Consider the following 18116-nt stretch of genomic DNA (forward strand, 5'->3'; position numbering starts at 1 on the left):
GTGGCGGGCGGGTTCAGCTGATTCCCGGGGACGTCTGGGGACGGAAGAAAACGGATCAATTTGGCTCTCTGAGGGCCACGATGCCCGTCATGTCAACCGGCCATTTCAAAACTATGCCGGTTTACGGGGCTAAATCGCAAACCCCCAACCATACGCAATTCAGAAATAATAAAACTGCAGGTAAACGGCTTACTCTATTTCGAAAAAAGTCGGTATGGCCTGCCTGTGCCAATCTAGCCCCGTAAACCGGCATAGTTTTGAAATGGTACTTCGACAGTATTGATTCCCGCCCCGACACAACCAGCCCTACAGCCCGTACTTCACGACGACTCGGTTGATGCGGCGACACCAGGGCTTGTACAGGGCGGCCAAAAACACGCAGGTCGCGAGTCCGTGCGCGATGTCGAACGGCACCGCCGTGGCAAGACGCGCCACGGCGCCCGCCCACGTGAGCGGCTGCACAAAACCGATGATGTCGTATGCGTTGATCACGACGCCATAGAGCAGGCCCGATGCAAAACCGTACGCAAGCAATGCCGGCATGCGCACGGTCCCATCCGCACGGTCGAACGCACCCGCATGCGCCAGGGCGCCGCCAACATAGCCGACGAGTCCCCAGGCATACATCTGCCACGGCGTCCACATACCCTGGCCAAAAAAGAAGTTGCTGGTCAGCGCCGCCAGCGCGCCGACCATAAACCCGCTGCGCCGGCCCAGCGTCGCCCCCGCGATAATGGCGATGGCGCTCACGGGTTTAAAGTCGGGAATGGGGCCAAACAAGATACGCCCCGCCGCGGCCAACGCCGCCAGAACCAGCGTTGGCATAATCTGGCGCAGGCCGGGGCGCGACGCCTCGTAGCCCGCAAAGAGCAGCGCGAGCACCAGCGCCACCACAACCAGCATGGCAAGCGCCGCCTGCTCAACGCCTGCCAGCAACGCCGCACTCATCACTGCGGGAACCGCCAGCAGCAGCGGGATTTCCATTTTTGCAAGTAAGCGCGAGACGCGATAATCCGCCATTCCATCACGCCCTATAAAACACGTTGTCGGCAAAGAAGTCGGTCGGCGGCTCCATGCAGGCGATCTCGCCGTCAAACATCATAGCGATTTCGTCAGCGACCTGCTCGGCGAAGTCCAGGTCGTGCGTGGCCATGATGACGGTGCCGCCAGCCTTCACATGGCCACGCAGGGCGCGAGCGATGATGCGGCGGCTGGCCAGGTCCAAACCCTTGGTGGGCTCGTCGAGCAATAGCAGCTCGGGGCCAATCAGCAGCAGCTTTGCCAATGCAAGCAGTTGACGCTGTCCGCCCGAAAGATCGTACGGGTGGCGCCCATCCAGGCCCGACAGCCCCAGACTTGCTGCGCGCTCCTGTGCCACGGCCTCGTCGTACCCGCAGGTCGAAGCCCATTCCATTAGTTCATCGCGAACCGTCTCGGCAACCAGCAGGGCCTTGGGATTCTGAGGCAGCAGCGCCGCCGAAGCCGTCCCACGCACCATGCGGCCACGCTGCAGCTTAGCCGTCTTGGCCAGCACCGAGAGCATCGTCGACTTGCCGCAGCCGTTTCCGCCCACGACCGCATGCACCACGCCAGCCGAAAACGCCACGTCGAGCCCGCGCAGCACCCAGCCGGACGTTCGATCGTAGCGAAACCAGCCCTCGCGGATAGCTGCCGCCGCACTCGTCGCCGCCCCCTGCGCGGGCCGGCAAGAGTCCAAAGCCAAAAGTCCCTCGCGACTACCCAAACTCGCCAGGTCAACCACCTCGCGCACGCTGCCACCCTCGATCCGGTACGCACACGTCGCGTATTCGAGCATTGGGCGCGGCTGATGCGTCGCCACAACAACCGTGCAGCCCAGCTCGCGATTCACACGAAACAGCGCGTGCAGGAAATTCTTCTCGGCAACGGGATCGAGCTGAGACGTTGGCTCGTCGAGTAGCAGCACACGCGGACGCAGCGCCAGGACGGCGGCAAGCGACAGCAGCTGCTTGCGGCCACCCGAAAGCGTATCGGTATCGCGATGAAGCCAGTCCTCCAGACCAAAGAAATAGCTGGTCTCGGCAACACGGCGGCGCATCTCGTCGCGCGACACACCCAGATTCTCTAGGCCAAACGCCATCTCGTGCCACACGGTCTCGCACACAATCTGGTTTTCGGGGTCCTGAAACACATAGCCCACGCGCTCCGCGGACGCCCGAACATCCATGTCGGCAACGCTCTCGCCCAGCACGCGCAGCTCACCAGCGCATTCACCCGTCGGCGCAATCTCGGGCTTAAGCAGCGAGAGCAGCGTCGACTTACCCGACCCGGTACCACCAACGAGCAGCGCAAACGCGCCCTGGGAAACGCGCCAATCGAGACCATCGAACACCGGCGCCTCGGCCCCGGGGTAGGCAAAGCGCAGGCCCCGCACTTCAATCGCCGGCTCATCCGAGCCGCGCGCCGCGCCCGTCATCATGCTCCCGTCCAACCGAGTCATCAGCCAAACCTCTTTTCGTCAACCACGTGCAGCGCGCAGGGCAGTGCCATCCAAGCCGCGTATACAACATAGCCCGGCCACGGCGCCGGCACCGAAAGCTGCGGGTAAAACGAATACTGCGTCGTCGCAACCCACGCCACCACTACCGCAGCGGCACCAAACACCGCAAGCCCAACCAGCGCGGCAACATCGCCGCACCCCAGCCGATACCGCGCGTACGTCGTGCGACGCGTCGCGGCACCCCACCCGCGCGAGCGCATGGCGTCCGCGCGCTCCAGCGAATCTTCCATGCCCCAGCCCATCAACACGCTCGACGCCCGCAGACGCGAGCGCACGGGGTCGGCCGGCGCGCGCCCCGGCACGTCAATCGCATCCTGCACCGCCAGTACCGTACGACCGCGGCGCAGAAACTGCGGAATCAACCGCATACACATCGAAATCATGAGCGCGACCACCGGCGCGGCGTTGCCAAAAAGCGCGAGCACCTTGTCGTAGCCAAGCATCGACGCCGCGGCCTCAAACCACAGCACGCTCGCCACAAACAGCCCGCCCATGCACAGGCCGTATACCATGCTCTCCAAATACACTGCGCGCATGCCGATGCGGAACAGCTCCGTCGAGCCCGAGGCGCTAAACAGCGGATTGACCAACGCGATGATCAAAATCACCGGCAGCTGCCAGCGAAGCGCCCCCAGCGTACGCGCTGCACCGCGCGTCGCAAACCCGTACGCCAGCCCGCCCGCAAGCGACAGCGCAATCAACACCGGTTGCATCGAGAACATGGTAAGCCCCAGCGTCAGCACCATATAGAGCGCTGGCACAGCCGGATGCGACATCGAGAACGCCGCGACGGGCTCACTGCCCGATTCCTCTCGCGTGATGTCCACGGGCACCCCCATCCCCTCGCTCAAACGCCAACGCTGCAGCGCCGCCGGCGCCATACACAACCAGCGCAAACGCCACACCGGCGACACCGACATCGGCCGCCATGCGCCAATCGTTACGCGCTCATCATATGCCTGCGGTATCATATTGCGCCGTGTATCGTTTCCAAACACACGTCTCTATAACGTAACAGGAGATCACATGGACGCAACCGCAATTATCCTCGCCGCCGGCGAGGGCACCCGCATGAAGTCGAACCACTGCAAGGTTTCGCACAAGATCCTGGGCAAGCCCATGGTTCAGTGGATCGTCGACGCCACCATCAAGGCCGGCTGCAGCCGCGTCGTGGTCGTCATCGGCAGCCACGCCGACGAGATGCGCGCCCTCATCGACGGCGCCTACGCCAACAGCGCCACCAAAGTCGAGTGCGTCGAGCAGACCGAGCGTCTGGGCACCGGCCACGCCGTGAAGGTCGCACTCGAGGCCTGTGGCATCACGCAAGGCCCCGTCGTCGTGCTCAACGGCGACCTGCCGCTCATCACCGCCGACACCGTCGCAAAGTTCGCACAGACCGTCGCCACCGGCGAGCTCACCTGCACCGTCATGACCATGACCCCGCCCGATCCCTTCGGCTACGGCCGCATCAAGCTGGGCGCCGATGGTCAGGTCGAGCGCATCATCGAGCAGAAGGACTGCACGCCCGAGCAGGCCGCCGCGCTGCTGGAGTGCAACGCCGGCTGCTACGCCTTTGACGGCGCGCAGCTCGCCGCCCACATTGACGAGATCGGCAACGACAACGCGCAGTCCGAGTATTACCTGCCCGACATGCTCGAAATTCTCAAGGGCCACGGCCAGGCGGTCTCCATCTTCCACTGCGATGATTACCGCGACGGTCTGGGCGTCAACAGCCGCATCCAGCTCGCGCAGCTCACCGCCATCGCGCGCGATCGCATCAACGAGCACTGGATGGCCGAGGGCGTCACCTTCATCGACCCCACGCAGGCTTGGATCGGCCCCGACGCCGTCATCGGCCGCGACACCGTCGTGTGGCCGCAGACACACCTGATCGGCCACGTCACCGTGGGCGAGGAGTGCCAGCTCGGCCCCAACAGCCGCCTCACCGACACCACCGTCGGCAGCGGCTGCGTCATCGATGAGACTATCGCCATCGAGGCCGTCATCGAGAACGGTGTCGACTGCGGCCCGCGCGCCTACCTGCGCCCGGGCACCCACATGCTCGATGGCTCCAAGGCCGGCACGCACGTGGAGATCAAGAAGTCCACGATCGGCGAGGGCTCCAAGGTGCCGCACCTGTCCTACATCGGCGACACCACCATGGGCTCCGGCGTCAACGTGGGCGCGGGCTCCATCACCTGCAACTACGACGGCGTGCACAAGCACAAGACCGTCATCGGCCAGGACGCCTTCATCGGCTCCGACACCATGATGGTCGCGCCCGCCCAGATCGGCGACGGCGCGCTCGTTGCCGCCGGCTCCGTCATCACCGAGCCGGTTCCGGCAGACGCACTCGGCCTGGGCCGCGCCCGTCAGGTAAATATTGAGGGCTGGGCCGCCGATTATCGCCGCCGTCTGCACGAGGACGACGAGGTATAACGTTTTATCAAGCATCTAAGGAGCTGTTCCCATGGGGACGGCTCCTTTTTCTATGCTGACCTGCGCGACCGGATGAGTGGTCGGTTCGTGTCCGTTGACGGTAAAGACGTTATCAAGACTCGATAAACCCCATCGCGCGGTTACAATGCAACAAGGCATCTATATGGCATTCGATGTATAAAGGAGAAGGGTAATGCCGATTAATGATCCCGAGAAGTCGGAGAATATGCGCAAGTCCATCCGCGTGTATTCCGGTTCCTCCAACCGTCCCCTCGCTCAGAAGATCGCTGAGTACCTTGGGGTCGAGCTTTCGGGCCTTACGCTAAAGCAGTTCGCCAATGGTGAGATTTACGCCCGCTACGACGAGACCGTCCGCGGCGCCGACGTCTTCCTGATTCAGTCCGTGGCCGGCGGCAACGTCAATGACATGCTCATGGAGCTGCTCATCGCCACCGACGCTGCCAAGCGCGCATCTGCCCGCTCCATCACCGCCGTCATCACCCACTACGGCTATGCCCGCCAGGACCGCAAGGCCGGCCCGCGCGAGCCCATCACCGCCCGCCTCGTCGCCAACCTGCTCGAGCGCGCCGGCGTCAACCGCATCATCACCCTCGACCTGCACCAGGGCCAGATCCAGGGCTTCTTCGATATCCCGGTTAACCACCTGTCCGCACTGCCGCTGTTCGGCCAGTACTACAACGACATGCACTTCGACACCGACAACCTGGTTGTCGTGTCCCCCGACGTGGGCCGCGCCAAGGCCGCCAAGAAGCTGTCCGACATGCTCGGTTGCGATCTCGCCATCGCCCACAAGGGCCGTCCGCGCCACAACGCCGCCGAGGTCATGGGCATCATCGGTGACATCAAGGGCAAGACCTGCATCATCAATGACGACATGATCGACACCGCTGGCACCCTGTGCGCCAACGTCAAGGAGCTCAAGGCCATGGGCGCCGGCGACATCTACGTGTGCGCCACCCACGGCATCTTCTCCGGCCCGGCCATCGAGCGCCTGAACGACGCCCCCATCGTCGAGTGCGTCGTCACCGACGCCATCCCCGTCGAGGTCGGCGGCAAGATCAAGACCATCTCGGTCGCCGAGGAGTTCGCCCAGGCCATTTCCGCCGTTTACCACGAGGAGCCCGTCTCCACGCTCGTCGGCGGCGACTTCGCACTGTAATCCAACGCGCATCGCATCATCTTTGATGCTTTTAAAGGGCCGGAAGCTCGCTTCCGACCCTTTTTCTATCCCTCGCCAACCTTCCCTGGACAATTAGTTCAGATACGTATTTTTTAAAGCCCCAAAGGGCCGTTCGGAGCCTTCTGAGCTCCCCGGCGGATGCCATGCCGCCCAATGCTCATCGTTTTCGAGTACAACCGCCGCATATTTACCCTCAAATCGCCCTCGAAGGCCCTTAGAAACGCCTCGAACGCCCGCCGTCTTATACGTATCTGAACTAACTGTCCAGTAGCTATCGTCAACCTTCGCGGCAGAGCTCAATTTCCTGCAATCCCCTCAACCGATTCCATCGATTTCATAACACCCAGCCGTTCATGGCGCGCAGCGCCCCGCTGAGCGAAAAGAACGGTATGGCGGTCGCATTCTGCCGCCAACTTAGTACGTTATAGCTATGACGACCGTGATTTCACATCTCTCCGCCCTCCGCGCAATTCGTCGCGCACGACGGGCGTACTCTGCCCTACCCTGGGACTCCGTTGATAGTGAACAGCAAGCACAGGCCTTGGCTAGCTGCATTCCCAATAATGACGCGATAGACTTTGGCGCACTTTCGATACTCGACGCCTGGAATGAAGATGATTCCGAACTGCTCGATCTTCTCGTTTCAAGCGAAGACAACAGACGCCCCGACAAGCGACTTCTTCAGCATATTCTCTCCGCTCCGCTTCCTGAAGGTGCAATTATGCACGTCGAGGCCGACATCTACGCAACGTCTCCTGCCATGACAGCCATGCTTTGTTCCAAAAATGAATCAGTCGCCAAAACCTTGATGCTTCTCATGGAACTGCTCGGAACCTACTCCCTTCCTCCCGGGGCAACATACCCCATTGCCTATGACGACGTCTGGCCCAAGGGCGATGGCTACGAAGCGATGGACGACCTCGATTGCCGGGGCGATCAGTCGGCGGCCGAACAGCAGAACGAAACCCGCTACGAACAGGCGCACTACAAATGCGAGCCCGCCACAACTATCGAAGAGCTTGAGGCGGTCGCGCGCTTCGCCAAAAGTAGCTCATACACCTCGTTTCGCACGGCAGTCAATCTCGCCCGACCCGGATCTGCATCCCCAGCCGAATCCCTAATGTTTGCCGTTCTCGGAGCGCCCATGCGCTTTGGCGGATTCGGATGCTGCAGCCTGCCCATGGGAGGCCTGCTACTCAACCATCGAATCGACTTCGACACTCTTGCGGTCAACATGTCCTCCGGCATCCCTTACGCCATCTGCGACCTATATTGCCCGGCAGCCGGAGTCGACAACGAATACAACGGAATTGGGCATGAGCTTCAAAACGCTCGCATCCACGATGGCAATCGAAATAATGGACTCAAAGCAATGGGCATCCACGTCCTGGTTATTAATCGCGACCAAATGAAAGACCTTGTTGCACTCGAAGCCTTCGCCCAAACGATGCATCGACTCGCGGGAGTCCGATTCCGGTATCGCGTCAAGGGCTATCGCAAGCGTCAGGCCGCTTGGCTCAACGCTCTGCGGGCCGGAATCGGCCTTGCGCCGGTCTAAACGGCGAATCACCCGTGCGCCGTCGAGCAGGGCTGGACAGTTAGTTCAAATACGTATAAATGGACACAGTGAATTAGGCTGTTTTGCAGCTATCTCTATACCATTCGCCCTATTTGAAGGCAGGGTAGACTTCAAAACGGCGCCATATGGACTAACTAAAGCTCCAAAACAACGTATCGGCATCGAATTAAGCACTTCGAGTCCTCAGAACTTATACGTATCTGAACTAACTGTCCACCTCGGATTTTGACGGGCGTCCAAACGCCCCCAAACAACCTCAATTGCCCTCCATTTGACAGTGGCAACAGGGTCGCTCACCATAGCAGGCGACAAATCAACGAAAGGATGAACATGGCAGCTGCACAGCCGCTTAAGATTCGCATGGTTGCCGGGCTTGGCAACCCGGGCGAGGAATATGCCGAGACCCGCCACAACGCCGGCTTTAAGGCGATCGACGAGCTGGCCCGTCAGGCCGGTGTCACGTATTGGAAAAACCAGGCCGGCGCCGAGGTCGCGCTCATCAACATCAACGATGCCGAGGAAGAGGACGGCAAGCGCCAGATCGTGCTGGTCAAGCCGCAGTCGTACATGAATACCTCGGGCGGTCCCATCTCCAAGCTCTGCCGTGAGTACAAGATCAAGGCCGAGGAGCTGCTCGTCATCCACGACGAGCTCGACATCCCCGCCGGCGATGTGCGCGTCAAGGTGGGCGGAGGCCATGCCGGCCACAACGGCCTGCGCTCCATCATCGACAAGATGGGCAGCCGCGACTTTAGCCGCATCCGCACCGGCATCGGCAACCCTCCCGGCAAGATGGCCGTCGCCGACTATGTGCTCAAGCAGCTGCGCGCCCGCGAGGCCGAGGACTTCCAGAACACCTGCGCCCGTGCCGCCGACGCTGCCGGTCTGGCCATCGTCCACGGCGTAATCTACGCCCGCGATCACGTAAACGGCGCCGCTTCCGCCAACGGCAAGCACTAAAACCTGCCAAAATAAACCTGTCCCTTTTTGGCAGGTCACTTTTCCCACCTGCCGAAGATACACGCAAGCGACATGCCCATGAGGGTATAATTTGCACCGTATGTCTGCACAACGCCTGTGCGCGTACGGTTTTATTCGGGCTGCCGTCCATTTCCGTGGAGGCACGGTTTGGTCGCCCTAACAAGAGAGGGGTTCTATGTATAAGATCCTGGAGAAGACGCAGTTCTCGGAGAAGGTGTTCAAGTTCCGCATCGAGGCGCCCGCAATCGCCAAGCATGCGCATGCTGGACAGTTCCTCATGGTTCGCGCCAACGAGACGGGCGAGCGCGTGCCGTTCACCCTGGCCGGCTGGAACGGTGACGAGGGCTGGGTCGAGTTCATTTTCATGGTGATCGGCAAGACCACCGAGATGCTTTCCACCTACGAGGCCGGCGAGTCGCTGCGCGACGTCGTGGGCCCGCTGGGCGTTCCCACCGAGATGGCCGAGGGCCCCTGCGCCGTCATTGGCGGCGGCGTCGGTCTGGCAATTGCCTTCCCGGTCGCCAAGCACCTGGTCGAGACCGGTCACGAGGTCCACGCCATCATGGGCGCCCGCACCAAGGACCTCCTGCTCATGGAGGACCAGTTCCGCGAGCTCCTCGACGAGGACCACATCCACATCACCACCGACGACGGCTCCTACGGCGAGCAGGGCGTTGTCACCGCTCCGCTGGAGCGCCTGCTGCAGGACAAGGCCGTGAGCCAGGTTTTCTGCGTCGGCCCCGTTCCGATGATGAAGTTCTCGACCCTCACCGCCCAGAAGTACGACACCCCCATCACCGCGTCGCTCAACCCCATCATGGTTGACGGCACCGGTATGTGCGGCTGCTGCCGCGTCGAGGTGGGCGGCGTGACCAAGTTCGCTTGCGTCGACGGCCCCGACTTCGATGCCACCCTGGTCGACTGGGATGACCTTCGTGCCCGCCAGGCCGCTTACCGTTCCGAAGAGGGCGAGTCCCTCAAGGCCTATGAGGAAAAGAGCTGCGCATGCCACTAGTTAACGGTCGTTTCGTTGCCGATATGAAGTCGCCCCGCACCCCCGATAACGAGGAGCCGGCTGCCGAGCGCGCCTGCGACTTCCGCCCCGTCGACAAGGGCTTCACCGAGGAGATGGCGCTGGCCGAGGCCGAGCGCTGCCTCAACTGCAAGAAGCCGTTCTGCGTTGAGGGCTGCCCCGTCAACATCAACATCCCCCGCTTTATCGAGCAGATCCGCGAGAAGGACTTCGGCGGCGCCCTCGATACCATCCGCGAGGACTCCATGCTTCCCGCCATCTGCGGCCGCGTCTGCCCGCAGGAGAACCAGTGCGAGGGCAAGTGCATCCGTGGCAAGAAGTCCGAGCCCGTGGCCATCGGTCAGCTCGAGCGCTTCCTGGGTGACCGCCCCGAGCTCGCCTCCACGCCCAAGATGGCCCCCAAGAACGGCAAGAAGGTCGCCGTCGTGGGCTCCGGCCCGTCCGGCATCACCTGCGCCGGCGAGCTCGCCCGCAACGGCTTTGACGTCACCGTCTTCGAGGCTTTCTTCACCGGCGGAGGCGTGCTGGTCTACGGCATCCCCGAGTTCCGTCTGCCCAAGGCGGTCGTCAAGCGCGAAATTGACGGCCTGGAGGACATGGGCGTTAAGTTTGAGTACAACTCCGTCGTGGGCAACATGGCCACGGCCGAGGAGCTGTTCGAGCAGGGCTTCGACGCCATCTACGTGGCGACCGGCGCAGGCCTGCCCAAGTTCCTCAACGTCCCCGGCGAGAACCTGCCCAACGTCTTCTTCGCTAACGAGTACCTCACCCGCGTGAACCTGATGAAGGCCAACAAGTTCCCCGAGTACGACACCCCCACCAAGCACGGCAAGAACGTCGTCGTCTTTGGTGGCGGCAACGTGGCTATGGACGCCGTCCGTACCGCCAAGCGCCTGGGCGCCGAGCACGCCATCATCGCTTACCGTCGTACCGAGGACGAGATGCCCTGCCGTCGCGCCGAGCTGCACCATGCCAAGGCCGAGGGCGTCGAGGTTCTGCCGCTCGTTTCCCCGCTCGAGTTTGTCGCTGGCGAGGACGGCTCCGTGTGCGCCGTCAAGGTCCAGAAGATGGAGCTCGGCGAGCCCGACGAGTCCGGCCGCCGTCGTCCGGTTGCCATCGAGGGTGCCATCGAGGAGATCCCCTGCGACGTCGCGATCTCGGCTATCGGCACCAACGCCAACCCCTTCGCTGCCAAGATCGGCGGCAAGATGGAGCTCAACAAGTGGGGCTACATCGTCGCTGACGAGGAGACCGGCCAGACCACCGATCCCCGCATCTGGGCCGGCGGCGACATCGTCACCGGTGCCGCTACGGTCATTCTGGCGATGGGCGCCGGCAAGAAGGCCGCCGCTTCCATCACCAAGAGCCTGCTGGGCGAGTAATCACCTACAGCGCTAGCCATGAAACGGCAAAGTCCCCGTCGAGCACACGCCCGGCGGGGACTTTTTCTATGCCGGCCGTCCAAACCACCACAAAGGGGACAGGCACCTTTGTGGTGGTTTGGGACTTGCCTGGTCGTTTCGTCTCAATCTGTAACACCTTGAGTCCAAATATCTGGCTTGGTGTTACAGATTGAGATTTTGTAAAAGCCGAGAATGGGCGCCGCCACCAAAACCTAGCGCTTGCGGCGCTTGGTCACGGCGACGCCGGCCGCGGCAACGGTTGCGCCGGCGATGCCCAGGGCGGCGACCGTCATCGCGGCGGAGTCACCCGTGCTGGCAAGCTCCGTGCCGCCGGATTTCTTGCCGCTCTCGCCCTTACCCTTGGACTTGTCCGTCATCACTGTGGTCGTCGTCGAAGTCGAACCACCCGCAGGAGCCCCGGTACCGCCGGAGCCATCCGCACCGTCACCCTGCTCGCCACCGCCAGGCGTCGGCTTGGGTTCCGGCTTGGGATCGGGCGTCGGCTCAGGCACCGTCTCATCGGTCACCGTAATCGTAATGTTCAGACGCTCGGAATACTCGCTGTACGACATGCCAGGGCGTTGTGCCGCAATGCGCACATACATGTTGCTATCGAGCGCAATAGGCTCGGCGTACTTTACGCGGCCTTCGTCACGGCAGGGGCAGGTGTCGTTGGTGGTGTACCAAATCGTCGTGCCGTCCTCGGCCGAAAGCTCCAACTTCGTACCCTTGGGCACCGTAATGTAATTCTCCTTGGGCGACCACGAGCCAAACGTCGTCGCACCAATCGTCGCCGCCGGTCGCGCCGGTCGCACGGCCTCGGCAGACACGCGCACGTCAACCTGCTTGGACAGCGCCGTGCCATCCACCGCCGCCGTCAACGTCGTCAAACCGGGCAGAGCACCATGCAGCACAAACGTCGCCGCGCCGTCCTCGCCCGTCACGGCCTGGGTGGCATCGACAGAGCAGATAGCCGAGGACTCCAGCCCAACACTAACCTTGGCGCCCGCAAACGGCTTGCCCGCCTTATCGGTCACATGTGCCACTAGCTCAAAGTCGCCGCCCTCAAGCATGGTCACAGCTTGTTCCACGTTGAGCTTGAGCTTGTCGGCACGAACGCCCACGGCAAGCTCCCCGCTTGCCCAGCGCGACATGGCCGTGCCGGCATAGTTCCGAGCGCCATCAAGCTCAAACGCCACCGTCGAGCCCGCCTCACGCGCATCGACATAGCGAATACGCAGCACGCGCGACAACGGCTTGCCATTGGGATCGTCCTGCTTGTCGAGCCACGTATACGTCACGTCGCCCAAGCCCTGCGCGCACAATGCGACCAGAGCATCGTCGCTCGCGTCCATATACTGCGCAAACTCAACCTCGATGCAATCGGTATAGGCATGGGCCGAAGCCACCTCGGGCGCCGCCGTCGACACCAAGCCAATGTTCACCTCAGTCTGAATCGGCGGCACGCGCAGCCAAGCCGAACGCGCCTCCTCATACCCGTCCTTGGTCACGCGCACCTGATACCAGCCGGTCGGCGTATTCCAGTTGTACGCACCGTCCGCACCCGTTGCAAGCGGATTGTCCTGCTCATACTCCTCGGCATCCCAACGCGTGGCATTGGTGCCGGTGGCATCGTCGGCGCTCCACAGCTCAACCGTTGCACCCTCGACCGTATTGGACAGCAGGCCCTCATACACCACGCCCGCAGGATCAGGTGCGGCCTTGGCGGCCACATGGCGGTAACGTGCCTCAAAGATCGACTGCATCTTCTCGTCCGAGATCAAGCCGTCCTTGTTGGCGTTATAGACCTCGGCATCGGTCAGCTCACCCCAGTTGACCGTAATACGATTCTGGCACGCGCGCTCCACCTGCTCACAGGCGACATCGTAGGCGCACTCGGCATTGGTTAACTTAATCGCGCGCTCCGAGCCCACACTCGTCGAAGCCGCATCATAGGCAGCGCCCACCACGGTACCCGCCGAACCGGCCGTCAGCACGCCGGCGATTGTCATAATGGAGCCCACTGCCACATCGGTGCTGTCGTGGCAGAGCTGGCGATACAGCAGATCCTCAAACGCGCGCGCCTTCTCCATGGCGTCACGCAGCGCGTAAATGCACTTCCAGTCGTCCTCGGTCTTCTCGGGCTTGGCAAGCAAGCGCGTATGCTGAAGCTCATAGCCTTCGCGCTCGCCCTTCACCTTCTGCATACGGACGTTCACGTTCTCCCAGTTCTTGCTGGCATCGTTCACGCCGTAAATGCCGGTAAAGATGCCGATGCCCTGGGTCGCCGCGGGAAACGCCTGGCCGGCCGCCTTCCACGCATCGGTCTTAAAGACCTGTCCGAACATCTCGCACTCGATCTTATAGCTCTTGAGCGAACGGATCGTGCGGATGAGCTTCATATGGGCGCTCACGTCGCCGTTGAGCTTCCAGGCCATGAGCCATCCGCGCACCTTGGAGTTGTTGAGGCTATGGACCACATTCCAGTTGTCGTACAGGTTGTCCAGAATGTCGCACTGCATGGCAATCGAGTTAAACAGAAGCGCCTGGTTCTTGTTGTTATTGGAGTTCTCGATAAATTCCGACTCTATATAGGCCGTCTGCTCGCCATCGGGCGCGGCGACCTTAAAGCCCTTGACGGTATCGTCATCAGCCGCCTTGTAGCTCAGCGAGCTGCCGAGCGCCTGGCCCAAATCGTTAAACCCGCTCGTCGACTGCCCGTTGTACTCGCTGGCCTTAATGCCCGCACACTTGTTGAGCGCCGCAGCGGTTGCGTCATTCCAGCTTCCGTATTGGTTGAGCTGGCCGATACCCATCGACTGGCCTACCAGATCCTCGGCCTGCTGGGCAATAAACTCCGCTCGCGACGCATGGTCGACGAGCTCCTTGATGGCGGCCGCATCCGCAGCGTTCGCGCCCTGGGCCGCCGCGAGTTCCTGATACCAATCCTCGCTGGTGCCGTAAGCATCCTCAAAGATCATCTTGTCCACGTTGACGCCATAGCTGTCGCCCTGCTTGGTCAGCAGCGCCGACGAGCCGCCAACCGCAGCCTTAAGCTCGGCGGCAAACTGCGCCGCCTCGTCGTTGCCAGCATCATCACCCTCGCCGTCGCTGGCGGCAGGGGCACGGCGGGCCTTGCGAGCAGTTCCACCTTGGGCTTCGTCCTCTTTACCGTCCTTGTCCTCCTCGGCAAACGCATCGGCGACCATCTGGTCAATCGCGTCGTTAAAGGCCTCGTCGACATCATTAAACGAGTTATCCATCATATACTCGTGCCACTGCTGTACGGCATTCGAGAACTCCTGTTGGCGCTCCTCGGCCGCGGCGGAATGCTTTTTGGCCGAAGCGTTGGCATCAAAACTCAGCATGGTCATAAGCTGAGCATTGGAGATGCGGTAGGTCTGCGGCATAAAGATCTGCTCAAAGTTTCCGCAGTTCACATAGGTCGAGTCATTCGCCTTGTTAAACTCGTCGAGCAGCTTAAGGTAACCCTCGTCCACATACTCCGCCACATAGCGCACACGGGTGCCCTCGCGCGACTTTTGAGTCAGAGGAATCGTCACCGTCTTGCCATCCACGCAGTCCACGTACAGGTCGAGCGTGTCGGCGGCCTCTTCGTTTCCCACCTCGAGCGTGATGTCAAAGGTCCAGTAGGCGTTCTTCTTTTGTGGCAGATGATGGAAGGTCCACAGGCTCTTGCCGGTGTCCTTGCCGTCCTTGACCAGGCTTTGCGTACCGCCACGATACGTCACATCAAAGTTCCAGACCGAAGCGCCCGGAACATAGCGCACATAATTGCGAGCCGTCACATCGGCGGCAGCCGCGGCAACATCGGTCGAACCCACACGCGCCTCGAGCATCACGCGCTCGGCGGCAAGCGTATCCTGCGGCAGGTCGTATTCAATCTTGGCACGGCCGAGTTTATTGGTCTTGCCGGTGTACTTTGCAGCCGACGAGCCCGTCCCCACGGTGAGCTGCACGCTCTTGCCCGGCGACGCATAAACGTAGGCTACATTGCCCAGCAGGCTGTGAACGTCGGTGCTGTCGACCTCGATGAACGATCCGCTAACCTCGAGTGTGGTGCTTCCCAGCGGCAATGTCACCTCGCCCAGCGTAATAAGCGGCGAGATGGCATAGATGCCCGCGGCATTAGGCTTAAAGCGCACAAACACATCAGCGCCCATGCCCTCTTTCATGTCGAGAACGAGGTTGTCGCCCTCCCAAGTTGTGTCAACCCACCCGGCATCGGAGCTGGCGCCGGCTTCGCGAGCGCCTGCGGACACATCCTCGACGGCATCCTTGGCCAGCGGAATCTCAATCTTGGCAGCCTGGCTGTCCTTGAGCTCGTAATGAATGCGCAGCTCGGTCTCCACGCCAACGACCGCGGACGAATCAGCGATAACCGAGCCCGCCGTCAGCCCACGCTCGGCACGATACGTCTCCACGTCAAACGTGGGGACGTCGAGCGTCACGTCGAGCTGTTTGCCGTCCTCGATCTTCACCTGCTTTTGCGCGATATGCTTACCCACGGTCAGCCCTAGGCGGCTAAACGTGGAATAGCTCGTCGCTTGGATGTCGTAGCTCGTCTTGTTAAAGGCGACGATGGTGTACGAACCGGCCTTAAGGCGCGGCGTCTCGGCCTTCATGATAGGCGTGGTGCCATCGTCTTCATAACCCATCAAATAGGTGACGCCGTCGGCGACGAGCTTGCCGTCGGACGCACGGAACACCAGCACGCGGTTGGCTCCCTGGTAGTCGCCCTTGGTCGTGACCGTCGCCGTGCCCCAAGGCTTCAAGTCGATAGCGACCTTGCCGGCCGAAGGCTTCACCGTCGCCGTCGCCCCACCCAGCTTGAGGCTGTCTTTGGGCTTGAGCGTTATCTCCAGATCCTGGTCCGCGTCGGCAATGGCCTGCGACACCACGAGTGCTGTGCCCTGGATACGGAAGTCGTTTTCCTTGTCGCCCTTGGCAGGTTTGAGCGTCTTGCCGCCGCTCTCCACCGTCAGATCGATGTTATCGAGACTATCGAGCTCAATGCGTTCGGTCTTATCCTGGCCTGCGACCGGTTCGAGATAGGCCACGTTGAGCTCAATCGCGCGCGAGGCCGGAATCTTGGTAAAGTCCTCGGCATTGATCTCCCCGACGTCCCACGTGCCCGTCATTTGATCGCCCGGGCGAGCGAGCACCATATCGTAGCAACCATCGAGCGATATGCGCAGTGTGGCCGCCATCTTGGAAAGGGCATCCACCGTAAAAGCACCGTCATCGCCAACCGCTAACGGCGTGGACTGTCCCGCCTGCATGAGTATGGCCGTCGCACCCTGGGGAAGCTTTCCCGTTACCTGGGCAGCCTCGCCCATCCACTCAAAAGTGTAGGCAGGACGCGAAGGATCGGCCGAGTCCATGCGATCGGCAACGGCATCGGCAATTTTCTTAATCATCGAGGGGTTGCCCGCCGAGTCCGTCGCATAGGCATAGATGGTCTGGCCCTCGCTAAAAGGCATCGAGTAATCGACGCCGTCGATCGTCACGTTATTTGTGTACAGGCCTGCCTCTTCGAGCTTGACATCGGGATTCATGATGCGCAGCGCCACCGCGTTGTGATTAGTGGTTGAGCTGCCGGCGCTGCTGGTAATACGCGTATTGTCAAACGGCTCCAAACCAATCGACCGCACGCTCTTGGGCACAACGATTTCCTTACCGGCCAGTGCGGGATCGAGGTAAGTAAACGCATGCGCTCCGATATATTTGACGCCGTCGCCGATCGTCACCGACGACACATGCGAGCACCCGTCAAAGGCATAGCGCTCAATCCGCTCCACCGTGCCCGGCACGTTGATCTGCGTAAAAGTGAGCTCCGTCTCGCCCGATACGTAGAACTGCGGCACGCCGCAATTGGCGAAGGCACGATAGTCGATAGTCTTAACCGAAGGCGGCAGCGTTGCCACCACCTTGTCGTCAAGTTGTTCGCAGCCCTCAAAGGCCTGCTCGGGAATCGTGGTAAAAGCCGCGTTGTTGGGCCAGGTCACCGTCTGAAGTGTCTTGCTTCCGGTAAACGCATTCCAGCCCAACTCCTCAACCGAATCGGGCAGCGTGATTTCCTTGATGCTGCTGCCGCCCAAACTGCCCACAGAGCGGATATGCGAATCGGGAGCAAACGTAATTGATGTGAGCGCAGCGCTTCCCATACCCGTAAGGCTTACGACATGCTTGCCGTCGATGGTCGAGGGCACCTCCAACGTGGTAATGCCCGCGTCGCCATACTCGATAGAAATTTCGTTGGTGAGGCTATCGATCGAGAAGTAGTACTGCGCGGGAGTCTGCTCGCCGGCCACGTAGCCATCATCGTCTTCACCTTTTACGCCCGTGGCGCCCTTCGAGGTCATCCAGAGCCCAAGATCCTCATTCCAGGTTGCTTCGGCTTCGGCGGTCTCCTCTTGCTTCTGCTGCTCGGCGAGTTCCTTGCCCTCGACGAGATCGGTGGCGAGCGTACCCGCAGGTGTGCTCTCGGTCTGCCCGGCGCCCGTCAGGCCCGCCGCCGATGCAATCTCGGAGGCCGGGGGCGCAGGCGTGTCACCGGCATCGAGCGCTGTGGGGTCGGCAGCGCCGGCATCGGGCATGGGGCCGGCGGAAGCAGAGTCTGACGTTTGGGCGTCAGCCGAATCGGCGGAAGCGGCGTCGCCTGCTTGGCCGTTATCCGTCTGTACAAAAGTGCCGTCGGTGTTGAGGGCCTCGGCAAACACGCCCGCGGGCAAAGAACCCGTCACCATGGTGAGGGTCACAGCGACAACGGTCAGGCGGCAACAAAGCGCTCGAACAGTGGTCCACCTCATGGTCGTTCCTTTCCTGAAAACCAAAAGTCATCCAGCGTAATCGTCGTCCAAAAACAAAGCGAACGGTAGGTTCATATATACGAACCTACCGTTCTACCTGCGCAAACC

The 18116-nt window shown here is 61.5% G+C and carries 10 protein-coding genes; 6 read left to right on the plus strand and 4 right to left on the minus strand.

The features are described from left to right. Positions 1-306: 306 nt before the first annotated feature. Genes DW732_RS01425 through DW732_RS01435 form a run of 3 tightly spaced genes read right to left on the minus strand, consistent with a single transcriptional unit; the run spans position 307 to position 3366 of the window. A complete protein-coding gene (locus tag DW732_RS01425; protein ID WP_118098292.1) occupies positions 307-1020 on the minus strand; it encodes a DUF6580 family putative transport protein in 714 nt (237 codons plus the stop codon). Between the two features lie 4 nt (positions 1021-1024). Beyond that, entirely contained in the window at positions 1025-2479 is a 1455-nt protein-coding gene (locus tag DW732_RS01430; RefSeq protein ID WP_199569680.1) for an ABC transporter ATP-binding protein, read from the minus strand. Then, positions 2479-3366 carry an energy-coupling factor transporter transmembrane component T gene (locus DW732_RS01435; protein ID WP_233539320.1) on the minus strand — a complete coding sequence of 296 codons (888 nt, stop codon included), beginning with the start codon at positions 3364-3366 and terminating at the stop codon, positions 2479-2481. The genes DW732_RS01430 and DW732_RS01435 overlap by 1 nt, the downstream gene beginning before the upstream one ends. Before the next feature lie 199 nt (positions 3367-3565). Between DW732_RS01435 and glmU the strand changes: the two genes are divergently transcribed. The 6 genes from glmU (at position 3566) to gltA (ending at position 11154) form a co-directional block, all read left to right on the plus strand. Continuing rightward, positions 3566-4978 carry a bifunctional UDP-N-acetylglucosamine diphosphorylase/glucosamine-1-phosphate N-acetyltransferase GlmU gene (glmU, locus tag DW732_RS01440; RefSeq protein ID WP_118098294.1) on the plus strand — a complete coding sequence of 471 codons (1413 nt, stop codon included), beginning with the start codon at positions 3566-3568 and terminating at the stop codon, positions 4976-4978. Positions 4979-5171: 193 nt separating this feature from the next. Further along, a complete protein-coding gene (locus DW732_RS01445) occupies positions 5172-6158 on the plus strand; it encodes a ribose-phosphate pyrophosphokinase (RefSeq protein WP_089573682.1) in 987 nt (328 codons plus the stop codon). Positions 6159-6609: 451 nt separating this feature from the next. After that, the gene (locus DW732_RS01450; protein ID WP_118098296.1) at positions 6610-7737 is read left to right on the plus strand and encodes a hypothetical protein; all 1128 of its coding nucleotides are present in this window, start codon (positions 6610-6612) and stop codon (positions 7735-7737) included. Between the two features lie 351 nt (positions 7738-8088). Beyond that, positions 8089-8718 carry an aminoacyl-tRNA hydrolase gene (pth, locus tag DW732_RS01455; protein ID WP_199569684.1) on the plus strand — a complete coding sequence of 210 codons (630 nt, stop codon included), beginning with the start codon at positions 8089-8091 and terminating at the stop codon, positions 8716-8718. Between the two features lie 196 nt (positions 8719-8914). After that, a complete protein-coding gene (locus DW732_RS01460; protein WP_006235793.1) occupies positions 8915-9754 on the plus strand; it encodes a sulfide/dihydroorotate dehydrogenase-like FAD/NAD-binding protein in 840 nt (279 codons plus the stop codon). Beyond that, complete coding sequence (gene gltA / locus DW732_RS01465; protein WP_117734771.1) at positions 9745-11154, plus strand: NADPH-dependent glutamate synthase; 1410 nt, start codon at positions 9745-9747, stop codon at positions 11152-11154. Before DW732_RS01460 ends, gltA begins: the two co-directional genes overlap by 10 nt. A 233-nt stretch (positions 11155-11387) precedes the next feature. Here the strand turns inward: gltA and DW732_RS01470 are convergent, their stop codons facing one another. Next, a complete protein-coding gene (locus DW732_RS01470) occupies positions 11388-18008 on the minus strand; it encodes a leucine-rich repeat protein (RefSeq protein WP_118098298.1) in 6621 nt (2206 codons plus the stop codon). Between the last annotated feature and the right edge of the window lie 108 nt (positions 18009-18116).

This window comes from Collinsella sp. AM28-11LB, from assembly GCF_003469895.1.
In the GTDB taxonomy this organism is placed as follows: Bacteria; Actinomycetota; Coriobacteriia; order Coriobacteriales; family Coriobacteriaceae; genus Collinsella.

Excerpts from the sequence above, each read along its gene's own strand:
- DW732_RS01425 (WP_118098292.1), bottom strand. The coding sequence starts at position 1,020 with ATGGCGGATTATCGCGTCTCGCGCTTACTTGCAAAAATGGAAATCCCG.
- DW732_RS01430 (WP_199569680.1), bottom strand. The coding sequence starts at position 2,479 with ATGACTCGGTTGGACGGGAGCATGATGACGGGCGCGGCGCGCGGCTCG.
- glmU (WP_118098294.1), top strand. The coding sequence starts at position 3,566 with ATGGACGCAACCGCAATTATCCTCGCCGCCGGCGAGGGCACCCGCATG.
- DW732_RS01445 (WP_089573682.1), top strand. The coding sequence starts at position 5,172 with ATGCCGATTAATGATCCCGAGAAGTCGGAGAATATGCGCAAGTCCATC.
- DW732_RS01450 (WP_118098296.1), top strand. The coding sequence starts at position 6,610 with ATGACGACCGTGATTTCACATCTCTCCGCCCTCCGCGCAATTCGTCGC.
- pth (WP_199569684.1), top strand. The coding sequence starts at position 8,089 with ATGGCAGCTGCACAGCCGCTTAAGATTCGCATGGTTGCCGGGCTTGGC.
- DW732_RS01460 (WP_006235793.1), top strand. The coding sequence starts at position 8,915 with ATGTATAAGATCCTGGAGAAGACGCAGTTCTCGGAGAAGGTGTTCAAG.
- gltA (WP_117734771.1), top strand. The coding sequence starts at position 9,745 with ATGCCACTAGTTAACGGTCGTTTCGTTGCCGATATGAAGTCGCCCCGC.
- DW732_RS01470 (WP_118098298.1), bottom strand. The coding sequence starts at position 18,008 with ATGAGGTGGACCACTGTTCGAGCGCTTTGTTGCCGCCTGACCGTTGTC.